Source organism: Mesorhizobium sp. M0590 (assembly GCF_040320905.1).
Taxonomy (GTDB): domain Bacteria; phylum Pseudomonadota; class Alphaproteobacteria; order Rhizobiales; family Rhizobiaceae; genus Mesorhizobium.
Genome location: NZ_JAMYQN010000003.1, coordinates 148,658 through 170,343, shown reverse-complemented (window position 1 = coordinate 170,343; position 21,686 = coordinate 148,658). Strand labels below are relative to the sequence as shown.

Annotated in this window: 19 protein-coding genes; 13 read left to right on the top strand and 6 right to left on the bottom strand. The window is 63.4% G+C overall.

Annotation, left to right across the window (positions count from 1 at the left end):
- Positions 1 to 84 precede the first annotated feature (84 nt).
- The 4 genes from NKI52_RS07825 to NKI52_RS07810 are packed head-to-tail and all read left to right on the top strand — an operon-like array spanning position 85 to position 6,913.
- A complete protein-coding gene (locus tag NKI52_RS07825; protein WP_023679494.1) occupies positions 85 to 1,089 on the top strand; it encodes an AAA family ATPase in 1,005 nt (334 codons plus the stop codon).
- Positions 1,089 to 2,003, top strand: a complete 915-nt coding sequence (locus NKI52_RS07820; RefSeq protein ID WP_352568018.1) for a DUF58 domain-containing protein — start codon at positions 1,089 to 1,091, stop codon at positions 2,001 to 2,003. Before NKI52_RS07825 ends, NKI52_RS07820 begins: the two co-directional genes overlap by 1 nt.
- Positions 2,000 to 4,822, top strand: a complete 2,823-nt coding sequence (locus NKI52_RS07815; RefSeq protein WP_352568019.1) for a DUF4159 domain-containing protein — start codon at positions 2,000 to 2,002, stop codon at positions 4,820 to 4,822. Before NKI52_RS07820 ends, NKI52_RS07815 begins: the two co-directional genes overlap by 4 nt.
- A gap of 3 nt (positions 4,823 to 4,825) precedes the next feature.
- The gene (locus NKI52_RS07810; protein ID WP_352456452.1) at positions 4,826 to 6,913 is read left to right on the top strand and encodes a hypothetical protein; all 2,088 of its coding nucleotides are present in this window, start codon (positions 4,826 to 4,828) and stop codon (positions 6,911 to 6,913) included.
- A 172-nt stretch (positions 6,914 to 7,085) separates the two neighbouring features.
- On the opposite strand, the gene clpS is transcribed toward NKI52_RS07810, so the two are convergent.
- From clpS to NKI52_RS07795, 3 genes are all read right to left on the bottom strand, one after another.
- Positions 7,086 to 7,391: an ATP-dependent Clp protease adapter ClpS gene (clpS, locus tag NKI52_RS07805; RefSeq protein ID WP_023679498.1), complete on the bottom strand. Its 306-nt coding sequence runs from the start codon at positions 7,389 to 7,391 to the stop codon at positions 7,086 to 7,088.
- 257 nt (positions 7,392 to 7,648) lie between these two features.
- A complete protein-coding gene (locus NKI52_RS07800; RefSeq protein WP_352456451.1) occupies positions 7,649 to 7,864 on the bottom strand; it encodes a hypothetical protein in 216 nt (71 codons plus the stop codon).
- A gap of 34 nt (positions 7,865 to 7,898) precedes the next feature.
- Positions 7,899 to 8,243 carry a hypothetical protein gene (locus NKI52_RS07795; protein WP_023679500.1) on the bottom strand — a complete coding sequence of 115 codons (345 nt, stop codon included), beginning with the start codon at positions 8,241 to 8,243 and terminating at the stop codon, positions 7,899 to 7,901.
- Between the two features lie 237 nt (positions 8,244 to 8,480).
- Between NKI52_RS07795 and NKI52_RS07790 the strand changes: the two genes are divergently transcribed.
- On the top strand, positions 8,481 to 9,197 hold the full coding sequence (locus NKI52_RS07790) for a response regulator (protein WP_352568020.1): 717 nt from the start codon (positions 8,481 to 8,483) through the stop codon (positions 9,195 to 9,197).
- On the top strand, positions 9,194 to 10,603 hold the full coding sequence (locus tag NKI52_RS07785) for an ATP-binding protein (protein WP_023679502.1): 1,410 nt from the start codon (positions 9,194 to 9,196) through the stop codon (positions 10,601 to 10,603). Before NKI52_RS07790 ends, NKI52_RS07785 begins: the two co-directional genes overlap by 4 nt.
- 236 nt (positions 10,604 to 10,839) lie before the next feature.
- Here the strand turns inward: NKI52_RS07785 and choV are convergent, their stop codons facing one another.
- The 3 genes from choV to NKI52_RS07770 all read right to left on the bottom strand — a co-directional run bounded on the left by choV (position 10,840) and on the right by NKI52_RS07770 (position 13,926).
- Positions 10,840 to 12,021, bottom strand: coding sequence for a choline ABC transporter ATP-binding protein (choV, locus tag NKI52_RS07780; RefSeq protein WP_023679503.1), 1,182 nt, complete (start codon positions 12,019 to 12,021; stop codon positions 10,840 to 10,842).
- Entirely contained in the window at positions 12,018 to 12,872 is an 855-nt protein-coding gene (gene choW / locus NKI52_RS07775) for a choline ABC transporter permease subunit (RefSeq protein ID WP_254819158.1), read from the bottom strand. Before choW ends, choV begins: the two co-directional genes overlap by 4 nt.
- Before the next feature lie 118 nt (positions 12,873 to 12,990).
- Positions 12,991 to 13,926, bottom strand: coding sequence for a choline ABC transporter substrate-binding protein (locus NKI52_RS07770; protein ID WP_023679505.1), 936 nt, complete (start codon positions 13,924 to 13,926; stop codon positions 12,991 to 12,993).
- A 237-nt stretch (positions 13,927 to 14,163) separates the two neighbouring features.
- Between NKI52_RS07770 and NKI52_RS07765 the strand changes: the two genes are divergently transcribed.
- The 7 genes from NKI52_RS07765 (at position 14,164) to NKI52_RS07735 (ending at position 21,680) form a co-directional block, all read left to right on the top strand.
- Entirely contained in the window at positions 14,164 to 14,775 is a 612-nt protein-coding gene (locus NKI52_RS07765; protein ID WP_352680866.1) for a thymidine kinase, read from the top strand.
- A 127-nt stretch (positions 14,776 to 14,902) separates the two neighbouring features.
- Entirely contained in the window at positions 14,903 to 15,292 is a 390-nt protein-coding gene (locus NKI52_RS07760) for a c-type cytochrome (RefSeq protein WP_352697531.1), read from the top strand.
- Between the two features lie 215 nt (positions 15,293 to 15,507).
- Positions 15,508 to 16,596: a hypothetical protein gene (locus NKI52_RS07755; protein ID WP_352450536.1), complete on the top strand. Its 1,089-nt coding sequence runs from the start codon at positions 15,508 to 15,510 to the stop codon at positions 16,594 to 16,596.
- Between the two features lie 35 nt (positions 16,597 to 16,631).
- Entirely contained in the window at positions 16,632 to 17,777 is a 1,146-nt protein-coding gene (locus tag NKI52_RS07750) for a hypothetical protein (protein ID WP_352565770.1), read from the top strand.
- A 24-nt stretch (positions 17,778 to 17,801) separates the two neighbouring features.
- A complete protein-coding gene (locus tag NKI52_RS07745) occupies positions 17,802 to 19,712 on the top strand; it encodes an AAA family ATPase (RefSeq protein WP_352697530.1) in 1,911 nt (636 codons plus the stop codon).
- Between the two features lie 137 nt (positions 19,713 to 19,849).
- Positions 19,850 to 20,266, top strand: coding sequence for an endonuclease domain-containing protein (locus tag NKI52_RS07740; RefSeq protein ID WP_352568022.1), 417 nt, complete (start codon positions 19,850 to 19,852; stop codon positions 20,264 to 20,266).
- Positions 20,267 to 20,375: 109 nt separating this feature from the next.
- On the top strand, positions 20,376 to 21,680 hold the full coding sequence (locus NKI52_RS07735; protein WP_352575756.1) for a DUF6638 family protein: 1,305 nt from the start codon (positions 20,376 to 20,378) through the stop codon (positions 21,678 to 21,680).
- The last annotated feature ends 6 nt before the right edge of the window (positions 21,681 to 21,686 follow it).

Here is a 21,686-nt window from a genome sequence, read left to right as displayed (position 1 = left end):
AGGCGCCATGCGAGGCCGAATCGCGGCATTCTCTGCGGCACCAAGGTGCCAAGCGGAATTTCCAACCAGAAGGATCGATGCTGCATGAGCGTTATGATCAAGGAAAGCCCGATCAGCGAAAAGGACATGGTGGCGCAGGCCGAGAAAGCGCTGGCCGACATTTCGAGGGTCCGTGACGGCGTCGGCCGGGTCATTTTCGGCCAGGAAAGCGTCGTCGAGCGCACGCTCGTCGCATTGCTGGCCGGCGGCCATGCACTGCTGGTCGGCGTGCCCGGCCTCGCCAAGACCAAGCTGGTCGAAACGCTGGGCATCGTGCTCGGCCTCGATTCGCGCCGCATCCAGTTCACGCCCGACCTGATGCCATCGGACATTCTCGGCTCCGAGGTGATGGAGCAGGATGAATTCGGCAAGCGCTCCTTCCGCTTCATTTCCGGGCCGATCTTTGCGCAACTGCTGATGGCCGACGAGATCAACCGCGCCTCGCCACGCACCCAGTCGGCGCTGCTGCAGTCGATGCAGGAATACCACGTCACCATTGCCGGCGTGCGCCATGATCTGCCGTCACCGTTCCACGTCCTGGCGACGCAGAACCCGCTGGAGCAGGAAGGCACCTATCCGCTGCCGGAAGCGCAGCTCGACCGCTTCCTGATACAGGTCGATATCCTCTACCCCGAGATCGAGGCGGAGCGCCGCATCCTGCTGGAAACCACCGGTATCGAGGATGCCAAGGCTGAAAACGTGCTGCAGCCGGCGCGGCTGAAGGACATCCAGACGCTCATCCGCCGTATGCCGGTGCCGGAAAGCGTCGTCGAGGCGATCCTCAAGCTGGTGCGCTCAGCGCGCCCCGGCCAGGGCAACGCCGATACCGACAAGTACGTCGCCTGGGGCCCAGGCCCGCGCGCCAGCCAGGCGCTGACGCTGTGCACCCGCGCCCGCGCCCTCTATGACGGCCGGCTGGCGCCGTCGGTCGACGACGTCCGCGCGCTCGCCGAGCCGGTGCTGCAGCACCGCATGGCGCTGACCTTCGCCGCCCGCGCCGAGGGCACCACGGTTCGCGATGTTGTGGCGAAGCTCGCGAAAGGGATTTGATGGCGCGCATCGGTGAAGCGCAGGCACCGGCAGCGACGCGCGATGCGCTCGCCAGAGGCCGGTTGCGGGCTTCGTTGGTGCCGGACCTGCTGGTCGAGGCGCGCCGCATCGTCAACACGGTAATTGCCGGCTGGCATGGCCGCCGCAAGCGCGGTATCGGCGAGAATTTCTGGCAGTTCCGGCCCTATGTCGAAGGCGATTCCTCGCGCATTGACTGGCGCCGTTCCGCCCGCGACGATCACACCTATGTCCGCGACCGTGAATGGGAGGCCGCCCACACGGTGTGGCTTTGGGCCGATCCCTCGCCTTCCATGCTCTACAAATCGACCGGAGCCAGCGTTTCCAAGGAATCGCGCGCCCTGGTGCTGGCGCTGGCCATGGCCGAGCTTTTGTCGCGCAGCGGCGAGCGCATTGCCTGGCCGGGCCTGACCGACCCGTTCACCGCCCGCAATGGCGCCGAGCGCATCGCGGCGCAACTGATGCACGCCGCCGACCTGCCGGCAAAGCCCGACCTATCCGGCATTCGCCGGTTCTGCGACATCGTCCTCGTCAGCGATTTCCTCGACCCGGTCGAGGACACCATGGCGTGGCTGGACGTGCTCGCCCGCCACGGCGTGCGCGCCCATCTGGTCGAGGTCGCCGATCCGGCCGAGGAAAGCTTCCCCTATGCCGGGCGCACCGAATTCACCGATCCTGAGACAGGCGACAAGCTGACCGCCGGCCGCGCCGAAATGCTGGGCGAGGAATATCGCCTGCTTTATGCCGCCCGCCGCCAGGAACTGGCCGCCTGGTGCAAACGGCTTGGCTGGAGCTTTACCGTCAATCATACCGATCGCCTTGCCTCCGAGGCGCTGGTGCGCATCCACATGGCGATGACCGCCGAGGGCAGCTTTGCCGGGAGGGCCCGCGCATGAGTTGGCTGCCGCTCTCCTTCGGGGCGCCGATGGTGCTGTGGGGCCTGCTGGCGCTGCCGGTGATCTGGTGGCTTCTGCGGCTGACCCCGCCCAGGCCGCAAGCCGAGGTGTTTCCGCCGCTCAGGATTCTCGCCCGCGTGCTGAGGCGCGAAGAAACGCCGCAGCAGAGCCCTTGGTGGCTGACGCTGCTTAGGCTGCTGATGGCCGCGCTTGTCGTGGCAGCACTTGCCGAACCGGTCTTCAATCCGCGCGAAAAGCTGCCGGCCGAGGGCGCTGCCCTGGCGCTGGTGATCGACAATGACTGGGCAAGTGCCGCCGACTGGGGCAAGCGCGTCGCCACCGCCGAGCGGCTGATCGCCGATGCCAATTCGAACGGCGTGCCGGTGCTCATCGCTTTCACCGCCGAGAAGCCGAATGCCGAGATCGGTCCCTTCGATGCCGCTGCCGCGCTCGACCGGCTGCGCGCGGCAAAGCCGCGGCCGATCCCGACCGACCGCCCCGCCGTCTATGCCCGCGTCGCTTCAGCCTTGGAGTCGCTGCCTGGCGCCAGCGTCGCGGTGCTCGCCGATGGTCTGGCGGCGCAAGGCGACGAAGCCGCGTTCAACACGCTGTTGTCGAAGAACGCAGCACGCGTTGTCTGGGCCGTCTCCGACCGGCTGTCGCTGACCGGCCTGACCGGCGCCGACAACCAGGTCGACGGCTTCGCCCTGACCGCCATCCGCGCACCGGGCGATCCGGCACCTGCACAGGTGACGGCCGGCGCCTTCGACGACAAGGGCCGCCGCATTGCCGACGCGACGCTGACCTTTGCCCCGGGCGGATCCACCGCCACCGGCACGATGGCCGTGCCGTTCGAACTGCGCAACGACTTCGCCCACGTCGCGCTCGATGGCGAGCGCCAGGCCGGTGCCGTCCGCGTGCTCGATGAGAGCTCAAAACGCCGCCGCGTCGGGCTGTTGTCGCAGGCCGAGGCCGACCAGGCGCAACCGCTGCTGTCGCCGCTCTACTACATCCGCCGCGCCCTGCAGCCGTTCGCCGATCTGGTCGAGCCGTCGAGCGTCGATCTCGCCGACGCGATCCCGCAACTGCTCGACCAGAAGCCGGCGATGATCGTCATGGCCGATGTCGGCACCATTCCGGAACAAGCGCGGCAAAGGCTGGTTGACTGGGTCGACAAGGGCGGCACGCTGGTGCGTTTTGCCGGTTCGCGGCTGGCCGCTGCCGGCAATGACGACGACCTGCTGCCAGTTCGGCTGCGCACGGGCGAACGATCGCTTGGCGGCGCGCTGTCATGGACGGCGCCGCAGCCGGTCACCGAATTCCCGAAAACCGGTCCCTTCGCCGACCTCGCGCCGCCCACCGAGGTCACCGTCACCAGGCAGGTCCTAGCCGAACCGACGCCCGACATCGTCGAGCGCACCTGGGCTACGCTTGCCGACGGTACGCCGCTGGTGACCGGGATGAAGAAGGACAAGGGTACCCTCGTGCTGTTCCACGTCACCCCCGAGGCGACGTGGTCCAACCTGCCGATCTCCGGCAGCTTCGTCGAGATGCTGCGGCGCATCGTGCAATTGTCGCGCAACCAGGGCGCGGCTGTCGCCAATGCCGAGGCCGCCGCCACGTCGCTGGCACCCTATCGCATGATCGCCGCCGACGGCACGCTGGTGCCGCCGACGCCGGATGCCAGGCCGCTGGTGCCCGGCGCCGGCCCGCTGCCGGTGACGCTGGAAAACCCGCCCGGCCTCTACGGCTCGGAAACGGGAGTGTTCGCTCACAATCTGCTCGGTGGCGACAGCGCGTTCACGCCGCTGGCCCGGCCTGATATCACGGTGCCGGTCACCACCATCCAGTATGCCTTCGACGAACAGCGCAACCTCAAAGGTCCGCTTGTCACGGCCGCCCTGGTGCTGATGGTGCTCGACACGCTTGCCGTATTCTGGATGGGCGGCCTGTTGTCGCGCCGGCCGCGCCGTGCCGGCGCTGCGGCGACGGCAGCCGTCCTGCTGATTGCGCTCGGCGCCTTGATTGGCCACGCGGACGTCGCGCGTGCCGACGACGCCAAGCCGGGAGATACGGAGGCGATCGGGGACATTTCAAAGACCCGGATCGCCTATGTGCTGACCGGCGAGCCGGGTGTCGATTCGATCAGCCGCGCCGGGCTCGAAGGCCTGACCCGCTTTCTTATCGAAAAAACCGCGCTCGAACCCGGAGCACCGGCCGGCGTCGACATCTCGAAGGACGAACTTTCCTTCTATCCGCTGATCTACTGGCCGATCGATCCCTCGGCCCCGATGCCCAGCGAGGCCGCCATCGCCCGCATCGACGCCTACATGCAGCAGGGCGGAACGGTCTTGTTCGACACCCGCGACCAGTTCGCCAATGGCATTGGTGCGGATTCGACCAGCCCGGCGACGGAGCGGCTGCGCGACATCCTCGGCAACCTCAACGTGCCACCGCTTGAACCGGTGCCGTCGGACCACGTGCTGACCAAATCCTTCTACATCCTTCCGGAGTTTCCTGGCCGTTTTGCCGGCAGCCCGCTTTGGGTCGAGGCATCGCTCGAAGCCAGCAACACCGAGAACCGCCCGGTGCGCACCGGCGACGGCGTTTCGCCGATCATGATCACCGCCAATGATTTCGCCGGCGCCTGGGCGGTCGACGAGAATGGCGACCCGCTATTGCCGACGGTGCCGTCGGATCCGATGCAGCGCATCTATGCGCTGCGCGCCGGCGTCAACATCATGATGTATATGCTGACCGGCAACTACAAATCCGACCAGGTGCACGTCCCGGTGCTGCTCGAACGGCTGGGGCAATAGACCATGAACTGGTCGCTCGCCTTCGAACCGCTCATCACCTGGCCGCTGCTCGCCGTGGTTCTGGTGCCGCTGCTGCTGCTGGCGCTGGCCGGCCTTTGGTTTCGCCAGCGCGGCGCGGTCTTCCGCCTGACAGCCCTGATTGCGCTGGCTGCGGCGTTGCTCAATCCGGTGTTTCTCAACGAAGAGCGCGAGCCGCTGAAAAGCATCGTCGCGGTCGTCGTCGATCGCAGCCAGAGCCAGGATATCGGCGACCGCACCAAACAGACCGATGAGGCGTTGGCCGGGCTTCAGCAGCGTCTCGGCCGCTTCAAGCAGTTCGACGTCCGTGTCGTCGAGGCCGGCAAGTCCGAAGCCGCCGACGAGCGCACCGAGACGCGGTTGTTTTCCTCACTCGAAAATGCTTTCCGCGACGTGCCGCCGTCGCGCATCGGCGGCGCCATCATGATCACCGATGGCGAGGTGCATGACGCGCCGCCCGGCGCACCCGACTTCAATGCCCCGCTGCACGCGCTGATTACCGGCAACGAGCATGAGAAGGACCGCCGCATCCGCTTCGAGAATGCGCCGCGCTTCGGCCTCGTTGGCAAGCCGCTCGACATGACGTATCGTGTCATCGCCACCAACAACGAGACCGGCCCGGTCGATGTCCGCGTATCGGTCAACGGCGAGCAGGTATCGGTCGAGCACGCCAACATCGGCCAGGCGATGCCGCTGCAGGTGACCATTCCCAGCGCCGGGCGCAACATCGTCGAACTCGCCATCAACCACGAGCCGGGCGAACTCACCGACACCAACAACCGCGCCATCGCGCTGATCGACGGCATCCGCGAAAATCTGCGCGTGCTGCTTGTTTCCGGCGAACCGCATGCCGGCGAGCGCACCTGGCGCAATTTGCTGAAATCCGACGCTTCGGTCGACCTCGTGCACTTCACCATCCTGCGCCCGCCGGAAAAGCAGGATGGCACGCCGATCAACGAATTGTCGCTGATCGCCTTCCCGACGCGCGAGCTGTTCGTCGAGAAGATCAAGGATTTCGACCTGATCATCTTCGACCGCTATCAGCACCGCGACGTGCTGCCGATCCTCTATTACGACTACATCTCCGAGTATGTCGAAAAGGGCGGCGCGCTACTGATCGCGGCAGGCCCCGAATATGCCGGCGAAAGCTCGATCGCCCGCACGCCGCTGATGTCGGCACTGCCGGCAATGCCGACCGGCGAGGTCATCGACAAGGCCTTCTACCCACGTCTCACCGATACCGGCCAGCGTCATCCGGTAACGCGTGGGCTCGACGGCTCCGCGACCGAGCCGCCGCACTGGAGCCGCTGGTTCCGCACCATCGGCGTCGAGAACCCCGAGGGCGAGGTGGTGATGAAGGGTGCCGACAACCGGCCGCTGCTACTGCTCGATCGCAAGGGCGAAGGCCGCGTCGGCATGCTTTTGTCCGATCAGGGCTGGCTGTGGGCGCGCGGATTCGAGGGCGGCGGCCCGCACGTCCAGCTCTACCGGCGCATCGCCCACTGGCTGATGAAGGAGCCCGAACTCGAGGAAGAGCGGCTGACCGCCGACGGCCGCGGCATGGTGCTGGAAATCCGCCGCCAGACGATGAGCGACGATCCCGGCCCGGCGCAAGTCATCACGCCGTCCGGCAAGGCACTGATCGTCAGGCTCGAGAAATCCGAGCCAGGCGTCTTCCTCGGCAGCGTCGAGACCAGCGAAATCGGTCTCTATCAGGTCGGCAATGGCGACCTGACGGCATTGGCCCATGTCGGGCCGGTCAACGCCCCGGAATTCACCGACGTCGTCTCCACCGAGAACCGGCTGAAACCACCGGCTGAGGCAACCGGCGGCAGCGTTCGCCGGCTGGCGCCGGCATCGGCCATTGGCAACCTGACCAGCACCGTCACGCTGCCATCCGTAGTCCCGGTCCGTTCCTCGGGCGCGGCTTCCGGCAATGACTGGATCGGCCTGCGCACCACCGACGACAGCGTGCTCAAGGCCGTCTCGCGCGTGCCGCTGTTCGGCGGCTTCCTCGGCCTCGGCCTGCTGCTTCTGGCGATGGGCTCGATGTGGTACCGCGAAGGGCGGTAACGCGGTTTATCCTTCTCCCCTTGTGGGAGAAGGTGGATTGGCGCGCAGCGCCAAGACGGTTGAGGGGTGCTGGACGGAGTGCCGTCCTTGCCAAGCTGGAACACCCCTCATCCGACCGAGCTTCGCTCGGCCACCTTCTCCCACAAGGGGAGAAGGAAGAAAGCGAACCGCCCTACTCCTCCGGCTCCGTCGTGAACATCAGCGGGTAGCCCTTGGCCTTGCCGGCATCGGTTGCCCGCGCCGCCTTAGTCTCGGCGACATCCCTGGTGAAGACGGCGACAACGCAGACGCCGCGCCGGTGCGCGGTGATCATTATCCTATGCGCCTGGTCTTCGCTGAGCTTGAACTCGGCCTTCAGCACCGTCACGACAAACTCGCGCGGAGTGAAATCGTCATTGACCAGGATGACCTTGTAGAGCTTCGGCCGTTCGACCTTCGGCTTCGTGCTGGTACGGGGTTTTGTCGTGATTTCAGGCATTGGACCGGCAATTGCGTACGACAGCTTTGCGGTCATTTTGACATGGGCAAAAGCGGTCGTCCATTCAACCGCGCGCGATCGGCTTCCCGGCAGGCGCAGTTCAAAAGTCCGTGCCTATGTGGGAACTGCCGTCTGGCGTTCAACGGGGGGTGTGGGCCGGGACTGGCCCTACTGTCTGCACGCAACAAAAAAGACGACCGCTCCAGGCAAATCGCAACTGGAGCGGTCTTCTCATAGGGTAGAAAGATGTCGCTTGATCAGGCCTTCGGAGTTGCCTTGACCGCGTGCTTCTTGTGCTTCTTGACGGTCTTCTTGGCAGCGACCTTCTTCACGGCCTTGGCCGGCGCAGCGGTCGTCGTTGTCGTCGCAGCCGGGGTGGTGGTCGCGGCATTGGCGCTGCTGGCGCCGAGAACCGGCATCGAGACGGCCAGCGCGATGGCGAGACCGAGGGCGGAGAGGAGGGACTTTTTCATGGCTTCACTTCCTTTTTGTGCAGATCGGATTGTGTCACTGAACGGGATCGATCGGTGTCACTCCAAGCAGCTTCAAAGCATTCGCGAGCATCCGGATTCCCTGTGCCTGTTTCTTGTTGGCGCAGAACCGGTTTCCCTTTCTTTGAAGTGCTTTCGCAGCGGTGACCTGCGTTGCCGCGGCATGGGTTTCGAGGGCTTCGTCAAACTGGCGGTTCAGATCGATGCAACGCTCGCTGCGGGTGGTCGCCACCTTTGCATCGGCCGCCTTTGCATTGGCCACCTTCGCATCGGCCAGTTTTGCATCGGCATGTTCGACCGCGGCCGTGACGAGCGAAATGGAAAGCAACGCACCCATCAGACTGATCGAGAACCTTTGCATTGGTCTGTCCGTAATCCCGTAACGCGTGTCGCAGCCGATGACCTGACCGCCACGGCACCACTTATGCCTTTGATTTTTTTCGGCAGTTTTTCCGGATTGTAGAATTTTGTTTCTGGATTGTTTCTGGGCAGCCCGGATCGAGCCGCCGATCTTCACTGGCCAACTTATGGCCTGAATTCTATCGTCTGGCTGACGGCCGAAGCAGCGCTTGGGCGATCCACAAATGACAGGTTCCCGGTGAAATCCGACCCCCACATACTGATCGTCGACGACGACAAGGGCATTCGCGACCTGCTTCAGGAATTTTTCCAGAAGCGAGGGCTGCATACATCGATCGCCGCCGACGGCACCGAGATGGAGACCATCCTGCGCCGCGCCCAGGTCGACCTGATCGTCCTGGACGTCATGCTGCCCGGCAAGAGCGGGCTGGAGCTCTGCCGCGAGTTGCGCGCCAATTATTCGACGCCGATCATCATGCTGACCGCGGTTACCGAAACTACCGACCGCGTGGTTGGGCTGGAGATGGGCGCCGACGACTACGTGCCGAAACCCTTCGATCCGCGCGAGCTGCTCGCACGCATTCGTGCCGTCTTGAGACGCAATGGCGCCGCCGAACCGCGACGCGCCGCCTCGCGGCAGATCTACCATTTCGCCGGCTGGACGATGGACTGTTCGCGCCGCCGGCTGATGGCGCCCGGCGACGTCAGGATCGAGCTGACGATGGCCGAATTCAATCTCCTGCAGACCTTCGTCAAGAGCGCGCAGCGCGTACTGAGCCGCGAGCAGCTGATCGAGCTGTCCGGCGGCGACAGCGGCTACAGCTTCGACCGCAGCGTCGACATTCTGGTCAGCCGGCTGCGGCGCAAGATGGAGGACGACCCGAAAACGCCGAAGCTGATCCTGACCGTGCGCAGCGGCGGCTACCAGTTCCTGCCTGAGACGACCTCCGAATGAGACGCATCCTGCCGCAAACGCTGCCGGTCTGGGTGCTGCTCATCGTCATCGCCGGCCTGCTGATCAGCCAGATCGCGACCCTTTACATCGTTTCGCGCGACCGTGCCGCCGCCAATGACGTCGTCGATCTCTACCGGCTGAACGACCGCGCCTTCTCGCTGGTGCAGCTGATGCATGATGCTACGCCGGAACAGCGCAAGGCGACGGCCTCCGGCCTGTTCAACGCCACTTATGCGCTCACCGTCTCCGACACGCCCGCCGTTACTTCGTCGATAGCCGGCGACGACGAACTGGCCGAATTGGAAGACATATTGGTCGGTCGGCTATCGAAGTTCGGCATCACCGACGCGCGGGTCCGCCGCGACCCGGCAACGCACGAAGCCGACGCTCCCGGTGGGACGGTCGCCGGTCCCGATATCGGCCAGGTCGAGCGCGACCTGCTGGTGCTGGCGGCCGATTTCGCCCAGAGCGACAAGCTGACCGCTTCGCTTCGCTTTGCCGACGGCCAATGGCTGAACTTCACCGAGCCGAACACACCGGCCGGACCGATACTGAGCTTCGATAGCCTGCCGCTCTATGCCTTGATCGCCGGGCTGGTGGTGGCTTCCTCGATCTGGTCGCTGCGCCGGCTGACGGCGCCCTACCGGATGATGGAGACCGCGGTGAAGCGGATCGGCGAGGACCTGAAAAGCCCGCCGATCGCCGAGAGCGGCAGCCGCGAGGTGCGTACCGCGGCAAAGGCGGTCAATGCCATGCAGGCGAGGCTGCGCGCCTACGTCGAGGACCGCGAGCATCTTGCGGCCGCACTGGCGCACGACCTGCGCACGCCGCTGACCAGGATGCGGCTGCGCCTCGAACTGCTGAGGAATTCGTCCGTGCGCGCCGCACTGGCGCACGACCTCGCCGACATCGAAGGCATTGCCAGCTCGGTCATCGACTTCGCCACTTTCGAGGTGACCGAGGAGAAGAGCGAGAGGATCGATTTCTGGTCGCTGGTAGAATCGATCGCCGACGGCTTCGACGAGGTCTCCTTCGACAATGAGGACGCGCGCTCGCGCGGCCTGATCTGCGTCGCGCGGCCGGTCGCGCTACGGCGCTGTGTCACCAACCTCGTCCAGAACGCGGTGACCTATGGCAAGAGGGCGCATCTCAGCCTGCGTCAATCAGGCAAGACAATCACGCTGGCGATCCATGACGAGGGTCCGGGCATACCGCAAGCCGAGCTCGACGCCGTGTTCGGCTCGTTCGTGCGCCTGGAACAGTCGCGCAACCGTCAGACCGGCGGCCTCGGCCTCGGCTTGACCATCGCCCGCAACATCGCCCGTAGCGCCGGCGGCGAAGTCAGCCTGTCCAACCATCCCGATGGCGGCCTGATGACGGAGCTGCGCCTGCCGCTTGCGGTTTAGCTTGCGGTATCGGGCTAAGCCGGCGTTCCTTCGCGCCCCCTCTGTTCTGCTGGACACCTCCTCCACAGGTGGGAAGATTGGCCGTCGTCGCCGATTTCGCCAATTACAAACGTTGGAATGTGAGAGCCGTCCGCGAAACCGCCGATCTCCCCCAAGTAGGAGAGATGTCCGACAGAACAGAGGGGGGCGCGACAGAACTCGGCGTTTGGTCTTGGTTCTCTCCCCAAGGAGAAAAACTACCTTCTCAACACCGCGCTCAGCACATCCCTGACGCCGATGGCGCCGACAAAGCGCGACTGGTCGTCGAACAGCGCCACCGGTGCCGTCTGCGAGCGATGCATGGCCAGCATCACGGTCTTCAGCGAGGTGCCGGGATTGGCCCAGAACACCTGCGCCGTCTCCTCCGGCTGGGCTTCGACATCGGCGCAGGACACCCATACCGCGGGCTTGCCGTCGCGCTCGGCCGCCGCCACCAGCCCATGCTCGTCGATCTTGAAACGCGTCGTCCTGCGCCGGTCGAGCCACACCCAGCCGTTCTCGCCGTGTTCGAGGTCGCGGCGGTCGCGCATGACGTTCCACGCGGTCAGCACCGAGAGCGGGTTCACATTGGCGATGAAGTCGCGGACATAGTCGTTGGCGGGCCGCAGCACGATGTCTTCCGGCGCGCCGGTTTGCACGATGCGCCCGCCTTCCATGATGGTGATATGGGTGCCGATCTTCAGCGCCTCCTCGAGGTCGTGGCTGACGAAGATGATGGTCTTCTTCAGCTCGGCCTGGAGCTGCAGCAACTCGTCCTGCAGCTTGGTCCGGATCAGCGGATCGAGCGCCGAGAACGGCTCGTCCATGAGCAGGATCGGCGCCTCGGTGGCAAAGGCGCGCGCCAGGCCGACGCGCTGCTGCATGCCGCCGGAAAGCTCATGCGCATATTTCTTCGACCACTGGTCGAGATGAACCAGCTTCAGTTGCCTGTTCACCCGCTCCTTGCGCTCGGCTTCGGGTACGCCGGCGAGCTCGAGGCCAAGGCCGACATTCTCCTCCACCGTGCGCCACGGCAGCAGCCCGAACTGCTGGAACACCATCGCCACCTGCTTCTGCCGCAGCCGCCGAAGCGTCGCCTCGTCGCAGGTGACGACGTCGACCGTACCGTCGCCGTCCTTGACCAGCACCTGGCCGCGCGAGACGACGTTCAGCCGGTTGACGGCTCTGAGCAGCGTCGATTTGCCGGAGCCGGAAAGCCCCATCAGCACCGAGATCTCGCCCTCGTTCACGGTGAGGCTGGCGCCGGCGCAGCCCAGTACGTTGCCGGTCTGTTCGAGGATCTCGGCTCGGGTGGCACCACTGTCGATCAGCGCCAGCGAGCCTGCCTGGTCGGCGCCGAAGACGATGTCGACATTCCTGAAATCGACGGCGACGGTCATTTCTTGCCTCCCACGCCGATGCGCGTCATCCGGTCGAGCACGATGGCGAGCACGACGATCGCCAGCCCTGCCTCAAGCCCGAGGTCGATCCTGCGCGAACCGAGCGCCCGGTTGATTTCCGTACCGAGGCCGCCGGCGCCGATCAGGGCGGCGAACACCACCATCGACAGCGACAGCATGATCGACTGGGTCAGCCCAGCCATGATGGTCGGCAGCGCCGAAGGCAGCTCGACCTTCCACAGCAGCTGGCGCTTGGTGGCGCCGAACGCCTCGCCCGCCTCGACGATCGATTTCGGCACCGAGGTGACGCCGAGATGGGTGAGCCGAACCGAGGTCGGGATGACGAAGATGATGGTGACGATCAGGCCGGGCGCGTTGCCGAGGCCGAACAGGGTCAGCACCGGGATCAGGTAGACGAAGGTCGGCAATGTCTGCATCAGGTCGAGCACCGGCAGCATGACGCGATACACCTTCGGCTTGTGCGCGGCCCAGATGCCGAGCGGCACGCCGATGGCCATCGACACGGCGGCGGCGGCGACCACCAGCACCAGCGTCTCCACCGTCTGCTTCCACAGGTTCTGGTTGAGGATGAACAGCAATCCGATGAATACCGCCAAAGCCAGGCCTTTCGAGCGCTGCAGGAAATAGGCGAGCAGAGCGATCAGCGCGATCAGCAGAACCGGCGGCAGCAACAGCAGCCCGTCGACGATGCCGTCGAGCAGGAAGTTGAGGCTGTTGGAAAAAGCCCTGAAGATGGTGTCGAAATTGTCGGTGAGAAAGCCGAAAAACGCCTTCCCCCATGCCCCAATGGGAATCTTGTAACTGACCAGGAATTTGGAGATCGGATCCATCTAGCCCCTCTTCTACCGGCGCCGTCCTTCGCCGGACGGTCATCTTGTCACAGGATATGAAAAAGGGCAGCCATTTCTACCGTGGCTGCCCCTTGTCTCGTCATGCCAGATGGTCGGGTCAGCTTCCGAGCGCCGTTTTCACCGCAGCCGCCGCATCGCCGCCGTCGAAGGTGGTGACGCCGGCGATCCAGGGAGCGACCGCGTCCGGGTGCTTCTTCAGCCAGTCGGTCGCGACCGTATTGGCGTCGCCGCCCTTCAGGATCGCGTCCATCATCTCGCCTTCCATGTCCAGGTTGAACTTCAGATTGGCGATGAACTTGCCGGCGTTCGGACATTCGCTCATGTAGCCCTTGCGTACATTGGTATGCACGGTGGCAGCACCAAAGCCGCTATCTCCCATCCCCTCGAGATAGGTGATCTTCATGGCGCCCATCACCGGATGCGGCGTCCAGCCGAGGAAGGCGATCCATTCATTGTTCTTCATCGACTGGTCGGCCTGGGTGAGCATGCCGGCCTCGGAAGATTCGACCAGTTCGAAGCCTTCGAGATTGGTCTTCGGATCCTTGATCATGTCGAGGATGATGCGGTTGCCGTCATTGCCGGCCTCGATGCCGTAGATCTTGCCGTCGAACTTGTCCTTGAATTTGCCGAGATCGGTCAGCGTCTTGACACCGGCATCGGCGACATAGGTCGGAACGACGATGCCGTAGCCGGCACCGCTGAGATTTTCACTGACGGTCTCGACCGAGCCTTCGGCGGCATAGTCCTTGATGTCGTTGGTCATCGACGGCATCCAGTTTCCGAGGAACACGTCGAGATCTTTGTTCTTCAGGGACGCATAGGTCACCGGCACCGAAAGCTGGATCACCTGCGGCTCGTAGCCGAGCGCCGTGAGCAGCACCGAGGCGACGCCGGTGGTCGCCTGGATGTCGGTCCAGCCGACATCGGACAGACGCACCGTCTTGCAGCTTTCCGGATCGCCGGCGAAGGCCCCAGTCGTGGATAGAAAAGCCGCCAGGCCGAGGCCGGCGACGAATGAACTCATACGCGACATGAAAATTCTCCCATTTCAGTTCTCGGTGAAGCGAAGCGACGGTTTTATCTCCGCCTTTGTTCCGTCAGCCAAACATCATTCTGCTGCGGTTTCAAGCACTAAGGCAATCACGAACAACGGCGCAGGCTGGCCGATCAGCGACACGCCCGCCGCTTTCCGGATGGAAGTCGCCTTTTCCCGGTGGAATGTAGGCGCTCCCCCTCCCCGCTTTGTTGCAACTCGGCTTAAAAGGACGGCATGGCCAAGCTGTACTTCCATTATGCGACGATGAATGCCGGCAAGACGACGATGCTGTTGCAGGCCTCGTATAATTACCGCGAGCGCGGCATGACGACGATGCTGTTCATCGCCGGCCACTACCGCAAGGGCGATACCGGGCTGATCTCGTCGCGCATCGGCCTGGAGACGGAAGCCGAGATGTTCCGCGACGGCGACGATCTGTTTGCCCGGGTCGCCGAGCATCACGACCACGCCACGGTCCATTGCGTCTTCGTCGATGAGGCGCAGTTCCTCGAAGAGGAGCAGGTCTGGCAACTCGCCCGCATCGCCGACCGGCTGAACATCCCGGTCATGTGCTACGGCCTGCGCACCGATTTCCAAGGCAAGCTGTTTTCCGGATCGCGCACCCTGCTGGCAATCGCCGACGACCTGCGCGAGGTGCGCACCATCTGCCGCTGCGGCCGCAAGGCGACGATGGTGGTGCGCCTCGGCGCCGACGGCAAGGTGGCGAAACAGGGCGAACAGGTGGCGATCGGCAAGGATGTCTACGTCTCGCTCTGCCGCCGCCATTGGGAAGAGGAAATGGGCCGCGCCGTGCCCGACGATTTCATCGGCTTCACCAGAACCTGACCAGCGCTATTGCTTTCATCCGACCTCCCGGCCGACATTCGTTCGCCAATCGCGCCATCGTGCGGCGCTTGTTTAAGGCCTGCTTCCTATTTCAGAACCTCTCAGCCAGAGCCGTCGGGGAGTTCCCATGCTTCGAGCCATTTCGTCTGCCGCTGCTTTCCTCATCGCCGGCGCTCTTTCCGCGCATGCCGACGGCGATGCCGCTCTCGGCAAGAAAGTCTTCAACAGATGCATGGCCTGTCATGAGGCAACGAGCGACCACGACAAGGTCGGCCCGCATCTGCTGGGTGTCGTCGGCCGCACCGCCGGCACCGCGGACAGTTATCTCAGCCGCTACTCGCAGGGGATGAAGGACGCCGGCGCCGCCGGCCTGGTCTGGGACGAAGCAAACCTCGCCGAATACCTGCGCGCGCCGCGGCAGAAGGTCCCCGGCAACAAAATGGCCTTCTCCGGCCTGACCAGCGACGACGACATCGCCAATGTCATCGCCTACCTCAAGGCCGATCCCAAGCCCTGAGCGTCGCTCCCGACCTAAAGTCCAGCCGCGGTTGAAGCGGTGTCTGACCGGACGGCAGTTACACCGTAATCATTGCCTGACTATCCTGCGGTCGGCCTCCTGAAATTCTTTTGTTTTCCTGTAATCCCATGTCTTCCGTCTTTCATTCGCCAAACCCGGCACATATATTCGCGGCGGTTTGCGAAACGAAACCGATGCCGAAGCGGGAGGCCCCAATGGCGACATTGCAGAATTTCGATGCCGAGATTGCCAAGACCAAGCAGGTCGTAGAGGACATGCGCACCAAGATCGAGCAGTCCGGTACTGTGCTCGACACGCTCGCCACCGCCGACAAGAAGATCGGCGACGCCAATTTCGACATCGAGAATGCCCGCATCGAGGACGTGCTGAAGCAGCAGAAGGTGATGGAAGGCAATATCGCCGACCTGATTATCGGCCTGGAGGACGCCACCAACGTCTTCGGCGCCGAATTCGAGAGCATGAAGAACTACACCGGCTGGGAAAATTTCGTCGGTGTCTTCTCCAGCCAGCGCAAGCAGCGCCTGCGCACCGACCGCGTCCGCAACATGTCGCTGGCCGGCAATCTGCAGGAGCTGCTGGCGAAATCCGACACCATCGTCGGCATCCTCAAGGCGCAGAAGCAGGTTCTCGACACGCGCTACAAGACCTCCGAGGCCAGCCTGTCGCAGGTGATCGAGCGCCGCAAGACCACCATGTCCAATCTCGAGACCGTGCAGAAACGCATCGAAGAACTCAACCCGATGCTGCTCGACATCGAGAACAAGATCGCCGCCTCGACCAGCCAGAAGGAGCGCACGCAGCTTGAAGGCGAACGCTCAAAACTGGCCACGGAATACAACGAGAAGCAGGCCAAGGAGCAGGAATTGCTGGCCGAAAGCCAGACGCTGGAGCGCTACACCTCGATGTTCCAGACCTTCGTTGATTCGCTCAACAACCAGATCGCGGCGCAATCGACGCTGATCAACAAGCTGACCATCGATACCGAACAGCGCATCGTTCTGTACAAGGCCCTGGAAGATTCGCTGAAGACCGCCGCCCAACAGGATGTCGCCCACAAGATCAACACGCTGGGCAGCCAGGTCGATAACACCGCCGAAGAGACCATGGCCGGCATTGGTGCCGCCTCGCAAAAGCACATCGGCGATCTGCTTGAAATGCACGAGAAGAACATGGTCGCCACCGCCGACATCCAGCGCCGCAAGAAGCTCGCCGACGATGCCTTCGCCCGCCGCTTCGACGATGTGATGAAGAAGCACAATTCGGCAAATTACGTGCAGTCGTAATTGCTGCACGTGCACTGCTCCCAAGGGCTGGCAGCATGACCCCCGAAAACGAAGCTGCGGCGCGCTATTTCTCGGCGATCGCGGCGGCACTTGGCGGCCTCGAAGTGTTCATGCGCGACGATCGCTCGCCGCTCTACCGGCACGGCATCGTCGCCAAGGTCGTCGCCGAATATATTGCGCGGCTCGACAAGTCGTTCTCGTGCTGGCGCAACCGGCTGGGCTTCACCGAGACGTTCCGCATCTCGCGCGCCGAAAGCGGTTTCCCGGTCTTCCAGAACCTGCTGGAGCTGGAAAACGACCGACTCCAGGCCGATGCGCGCCTCGCCAATCTCCCGCTGGCCGATGAGCTGCGCGAGGAAATGGCGGACTTCATCCTGCGCCACAAGGAATTTCCCGAAGCGCTGCAGAAGTCGATGGCCGAGCGGCTTTACCTCGAGGACGTCAAGAGCGAGACCACCTTCGGCCCGTTCACGCTGGCCCAGACGGTCAAGGTGTCGGTCAATCCGAAGACGTTGCGCCCCTATTATCTGGTCCACTGGGCCTGCTTCGACGGCAGCGCCAACCTGCCGCTTGTGTATATGGTGACGGTCGAGGATTCCTCGGACGACATGATCCGGCAGCTTGTCGACTCCAGTGGCAAACTTAATGAGAGGGTCGACATTCCGCTGCCGGTCGACGGCTTGCTCAATCCCGAGCTTGCCCACCGTTTCGACGATTTCACCGAGAAGAATTCCGCCTACGCGCTGTCGCCGGCGACCATCGCGGTCAACCTCGACAAGGATTTCGAGCCGCTGCATCCCAAGCAACTGCGTCGCGTCGTGCTCGGCCCGTTCTATTCTGCAGGGATTACCGACAACAATTCGACGGTGAGCGAAGTGCTGGCCAAGGTGCGCAAGCCGGAAAACGCCTGGCTGCTGACCTGGACCATCCAGGAGGTCTTTTCCAAGGCCGAAAAGCCAGGCCGCAAGGGGCTGTTTTCGAGCGAAAAGACGACGCAGGAATTCTTCATCAATACCGACGATCTCGAAGCCGCGCGGCAAGGCGTGTCGAGCTATGAGAACCATGCGCTGATTCCGCACGAGGCCTATCAGGCGCTCTATGCCGCCGGCGAGGCGCAGAAGATCTTTTCGGGCTACAAGGTCCACATCCTGTCCAAAGGGCAGGTCATCAGCGACGTATGACCGTCAAATCGCGGAGCATCCTCCATGGACACCGGCCTGACCACCATCCCGGAAGCGGCAATTGAAAAGCACCGTGCCACTGCGCAAAGTTTCATCACTCGCATCGTCGTGCTGGAGGACCCATCGCGCGAGTCCGGCACCGCGCTTGCCGGCACCAACCGCCGCTTCGTCTCTACCGTCTCGGTCGGCTCGGTGCGCCGCTCGCGCGAGGTCGAGCTCGCCAAAACCGTCGCCGCCGTCCATTCCGACGACCAGTTGCTGACCATCCCGCAGCACACGCTGTTGTTTCGCGCCCGGCGCGGCACAGCGATAGCGCTGGCCATATCGGATGTCTTCGCCGAGGGCTCGGACCTCGAAGGTCTGCAGGCGAAAAACGCCCGCGCGCCGCTCGAAGGCGATGAAGCTGCCACCTTCAAGAAGCTGCTGTCGGCCTCTGCCTACATCTCCGCCTTCAGCCTTGCCTCCTATTTGTTCCAGCTGATCGACAGCGACGGCGAGGCGCCGAACGACACGCCCGAGCCGGACTTTCTGTTCGACACGCCACAGGATGCGGTGAAGTCGATCGTGGCCGGGCTCGACAGGGCGATAGCAGGTTCGAAGGACGATGCCGACCTGATGACCCGCGCCCGCGCCTTTGCCCGCGTCGCCATCGACGGGCTGTTGGCGCGAAAGGGCCGCTTCGACGGCATCGGTCCGTTCGAGAACGCGCATATCCGCATCGACATCGACGATTTTACCCTTGACGGCTTCGACGTCGCGCCGGGTAAGCGGGCAAAGCCGCTGGTGATGACCTTCAAAAAACCGGAAGAGGTCGTCGGCAACCACATCGCCAAATACCAGTCGGTCAAGCTTGCCAAGATGCTGATGGCCTATGACTTCGAGCGCGAGCTGAACCCGTTCGTCGAGCTCGGCGGCTTCCTGTTCACTTTTATCGGCGATGGCGCGCCCGGCACCGGCAAGACAACCTTGATCCAGATGATCGCCGGTCTTCTCAATGGTTATTGCCAGGTCGCCGGCTATCCCTTCGCCTACGAGAATTTCGGCGTCGACCAGATCTCCTCCTACCAGGGCAAGTCGGGCCAGAACTGCCGCCAGTTCATCAACAATGTGCTGAACCCGCGCGTCATCGGCTTCGGCACCATCGACGATATCGACCAGGTGGCGGCACGCCGGTCCGACGACCGCGCCTCGGCCGGCCAGCAGGAAATCACCGGCGTCCTGATGGACGCCTTTGGAGGTGCGGCGACCGTGGTGCGCGGCAACTGCTCGTTCGGCATGTTCTCCAACTATCCCGAAAACGTCGACGACGCGCTACGCCAGCGCACCGGCGCGCGCTGGCTGGTCGACGGCCCGCAGAGCCGCGACGACTACATCGACATCTTCGTTCTGCTCGCCGGCAAGAACCACAAGATCCCGCTCGGCGACCACAAGCTCTATGCGGCGCAAGAGATCCAGCGCGCGGTGATGGAAGCTTACGAGGAGCATGAAAAGCCGCAGGAAGACGGGCTGATGAAGGTCTATGAGCACTACATGAAGGAGAATGGCGCGCCAAAGACGATGGCCGACATCGGCACTTATCTGCATATGATCAAGGATGCCGAGCCGCGCTTTACCGGCCGCGCGATCAAGAACGTCACCGACGCGATCAAGATGCGCGCCATGGACATCGAATTGCCCGACGAGTGGTTCGAAAAGCCGGAAGCCTTCATGCACAAGGGTTACGACGACAAGAAAGCGATGATCGAGGAGCTGCGCGGGCCATTCTCGATGGACATGGTCATGCAGGAGATCAACCGCTACGCGGATTCCGAGTTCCGCTATTCCGACAAGTCCGATGATGCGGCGGTGATCAAGATGATCCGCGACACCCGTCTGCGGGAGCGTGCCGTGCGCGAGATCGAGGAGTTGAAGAAAAAGGGGCTGTGGAATGCGTGAGGTTTCTTCTCGCCGGATACCACTGCCCCTGGTGCGCTGCATAAGCTCCCACAGCAACGCTGAAAGACGTGGCTCAAAAGCTGACGCCCCCCTCTCCCCGTTCTTCACGGGGAGAGGGTAAGGGTGAGGGGCAGCGCATGCGTGGACCAGAAATAGACATAACCAAGCGCGCAAGGCGCCTGCGTCAATCCGACAACGATGCAGAAACCGCGCTCTGGATGGAGTTGCGCGACCGCAGACTGAACGGCCATAAATTCGTACGGCAGTTGCCGATAGGCTCTTACTTCGCCGATTTCGCCTGCAGAGACTGCCAGCTGGTCGTCGAAGTCGATGGCAGTCAGCATGTCGGCAGCCAATATGATCGAATCCGGGATCGCTTCATCGTCTCGAATGGCTGGTCCATGCTGCGCTTTTGGAACGTCGACGTATTGAAGGACCGGGAAGCAGTCCTTGAGACAATATTGGCTGCGATCGAAGGACGCCTCGAACGCCATATCGAAACGCATGATCTTCGATTTGTCGCCGCCAAAGGGTATGGAGAGACATGTCCTTGACCGTTCGCGCCGCCCCTCACCCTTACCCTCTCCCCGTGAAGAACGGGGAGAGGGGGGCGTCACCGCTGGAGCTCGATCCTCCAGCGCAAGATCCATTGGTATCGCGCACATGAGCCCCGCTAAGAAACCCGATCTGTTGCGCGACAACGAGCTGATCTACGGCCGGCTGCTGACGATCGACGAGCCGCACCTGATCCAGCGCTACAACAAGGCGATGGTCGCGTTCGGCTTGAAGCCGACCAAGTTGAAAAGCTTCGAGATCGATCGCACTGGCTTCTCGCCGCAGGTCGCCGAGGAATGCGGCGACTACAGCTACCTCGATCCGAACGAGGTCAACCGTCGCTTCATCATCCTGACGCCGTCGCAGATCGACCTGCCGGTGGTGCACACGGCGTTCTCCAACACTTCGCTGCTGATGTACGAGTTCATGTCCAAGAACCAGCGCGCCATCGATGCGCTGACGATCAAGGACGTCATCTACGGCGAGATCGAGGATTCGGTCCCCAAGGTCGACGACATCGAGGACCTGCTGTCGATCAATCAGGTCGAATTCAAGGTGCTGTCGGCCGAGGATGTGCTCGGCAAGGCCGCTGAACTCGGCAAGCTGGTCGACCGGCTGAAGCAGGAACCGGATGCCTGGCGCGACAACGCCATGCTTGCCCACATGGTCGAGCTGGCGAAGATCTGCGGCGACATCCGCGAGAATGCGCTGGTGCCGGACCAGGTGATCTTCCGCCACAATGCCTATTGGACCAGCCATTTCGGCGGACTTTATGTGTTCGTCGATCCCGACGTGACGACGGTGATCAGCGACCCGGCAGCGCCGGGCTTCCGCCGCTCGCGGCCATGGCAGGTGAGCTACCTTTCGATCCACGACGCCGACAAGGTATTCAAGTTCCTCGCCTCGACCGGCCGCCTCGAGTTGCCGCGCGCCTCATGGATCGAAACCTCCGGTTATCTCGAGCATCGCGCCGAAATGGTGGTGCGCGCGCTGATCCGCGACGCCGATCCCGACCGCAATCTGACCGACGTCGACAAGGTCTGGCTGCAGACCTGGATCCACGGCCATACCGATCTGATCACCAGGGACGGCAATTTTCCCTTCCTCAACGCCGCCAAGCGCGAGATCGCCCAGCTCGGCCATCTCAAGATCGAGGACGTGTTCCCGCAGCAGCGCTTCCTGGTCATCCGCGCCAAGCCGGACCATCCCGACGCCTGGCTGACCAACCAGCTGATCTCGGACTTCGTGCCGCAGGACTTCGTTTCGCGTTACGTCTTCAACAAGCCGGGCTTCTACAGGGACTATGAAGGCTTCAGCGACGCCTGGCGATCGCATGTTGTGGACGTTCTGAAAACCACATATCTGAAGGACAAGGTGGCGTTTCGCACACGCCTCTACGGCTTGACTGACTGAGGGGTG

What these genes read in the sequence shown, in the direction of transcription:
- NKI52_RS07755 (WP_352450536.1), top strand. Translation starts at nt 15,508, where the DNA reads ATGGCGACATTGCAGAATTTCGATGCCGAGATTGCCAAGACCAAGCAG.
- choW (WP_254819158.1), bottom strand. Translation starts at nt 12,872, where the DNA reads ATGGATCCGATCTCCAAATTCCTGGTCAGTTACAAGATTCCCATTGGG.
- NKI52_RS07825 (WP_023679494.1), top strand. Translation starts at nt 85, where the DNA reads ATGAGCGTTATGATCAAGGAAAGCCCGATCAGCGAAAAGGACATGGTG.
- NKI52_RS07770 (WP_023679505.1), bottom strand. Translation starts at nt 13,926, where the DNA reads ATGTCGCGTATGAGTTCATTCGTCGCCGGCCTCGGCCTGGCGGCTTTT.
- NKI52_RS07735 (WP_352575756.1), top strand. Translation starts at nt 20,376, where the DNA reads ATGAGCCCCGCTAAGAAACCCGATCTGTTGCGCGACAACGAGCTGATC.
- NKI52_RS07785 (WP_023679502.1), top strand. Translation starts at nt 9,194, where the DNA reads ATGAGACGCATCCTGCCGCAAACGCTGCCGGTCTGGGTGCTGCTCATC.
- NKI52_RS07800 (WP_352456451.1), bottom strand. Translation starts at nt 7,864, where the DNA reads ATGAAAAAGTCCCTCCTCTCCGCCCTCGGTCTCGCCATCGCGCTGGCC.
- NKI52_RS07750 (WP_352565770.1), top strand. Translation starts at nt 16,632, where the DNA reads ATGACCCCCGAAAACGAAGCTGCGGCGCGCTATTTCTCGGCGATCGCG.
- NKI52_RS07810 (WP_352456452.1), top strand. Translation starts at nt 4,826, where the DNA reads ATGAACTGGTCGCTCGCCTTCGAACCGCTCATCACCTGGCCGCTGCTC.
- NKI52_RS07765 (WP_352680866.1), top strand. Translation starts at nt 14,164, where the DNA reads ATGGCCAAGCTGTACTTCCATTATGCGACGATGAATGCCGGCAAGACG.
- NKI52_RS07740 (WP_352568022.1), top strand. Translation starts at nt 19,850, where the DNA reads ATGCGTGGACCAGAAATAGACATAACCAAGCGCGCAAGGCGCCTGCGT.
- clpS (WP_023679498.1), bottom strand. Translation starts at nt 7,391, where the DNA reads ATGCCTGAAATCACGACAAAACCCCGTACCAGCACGAAGCCGAAGGTC.
- NKI52_RS07820 (WP_352568018.1), top strand. Translation starts at nt 1,089, where the DNA reads ATGGCGCGCATCGGTGAAGCGCAGGCACCGGCAGCGACGCGCGATGCG.
- NKI52_RS07795 (WP_023679500.1), bottom strand. Translation starts at nt 8,243, where the DNA reads ATGCAAAGGTTCTCGATCAGTCTGATGGGTGCGTTGCTTTCCATTTCG.
- NKI52_RS07745 (WP_352697530.1), top strand. Translation starts at nt 17,802, where the DNA reads ATGGACACCGGCCTGACCACCATCCCGGAAGCGGCAATTGAAAAGCAC.
- choV (WP_023679503.1), bottom strand. Translation starts at nt 12,021, where the DNA reads ATGACCGTCGCCGTCGATTTCAGGAATGTCGACATCGTCTTCGGCGCC.
- NKI52_RS07760 (WP_352697531.1), top strand. Translation starts at nt 14,903, where the DNA reads ATGCTTCGAGCCATTTCGTCTGCCGCTGCTTTCCTCATCGCCGGCGCT.
- NKI52_RS07815 (WP_352568019.1), top strand. Translation starts at nt 2,000, where the DNA reads ATGAGTTGGCTGCCGCTCTCCTTCGGGGCGCCGATGGTGCTGTGGGGC.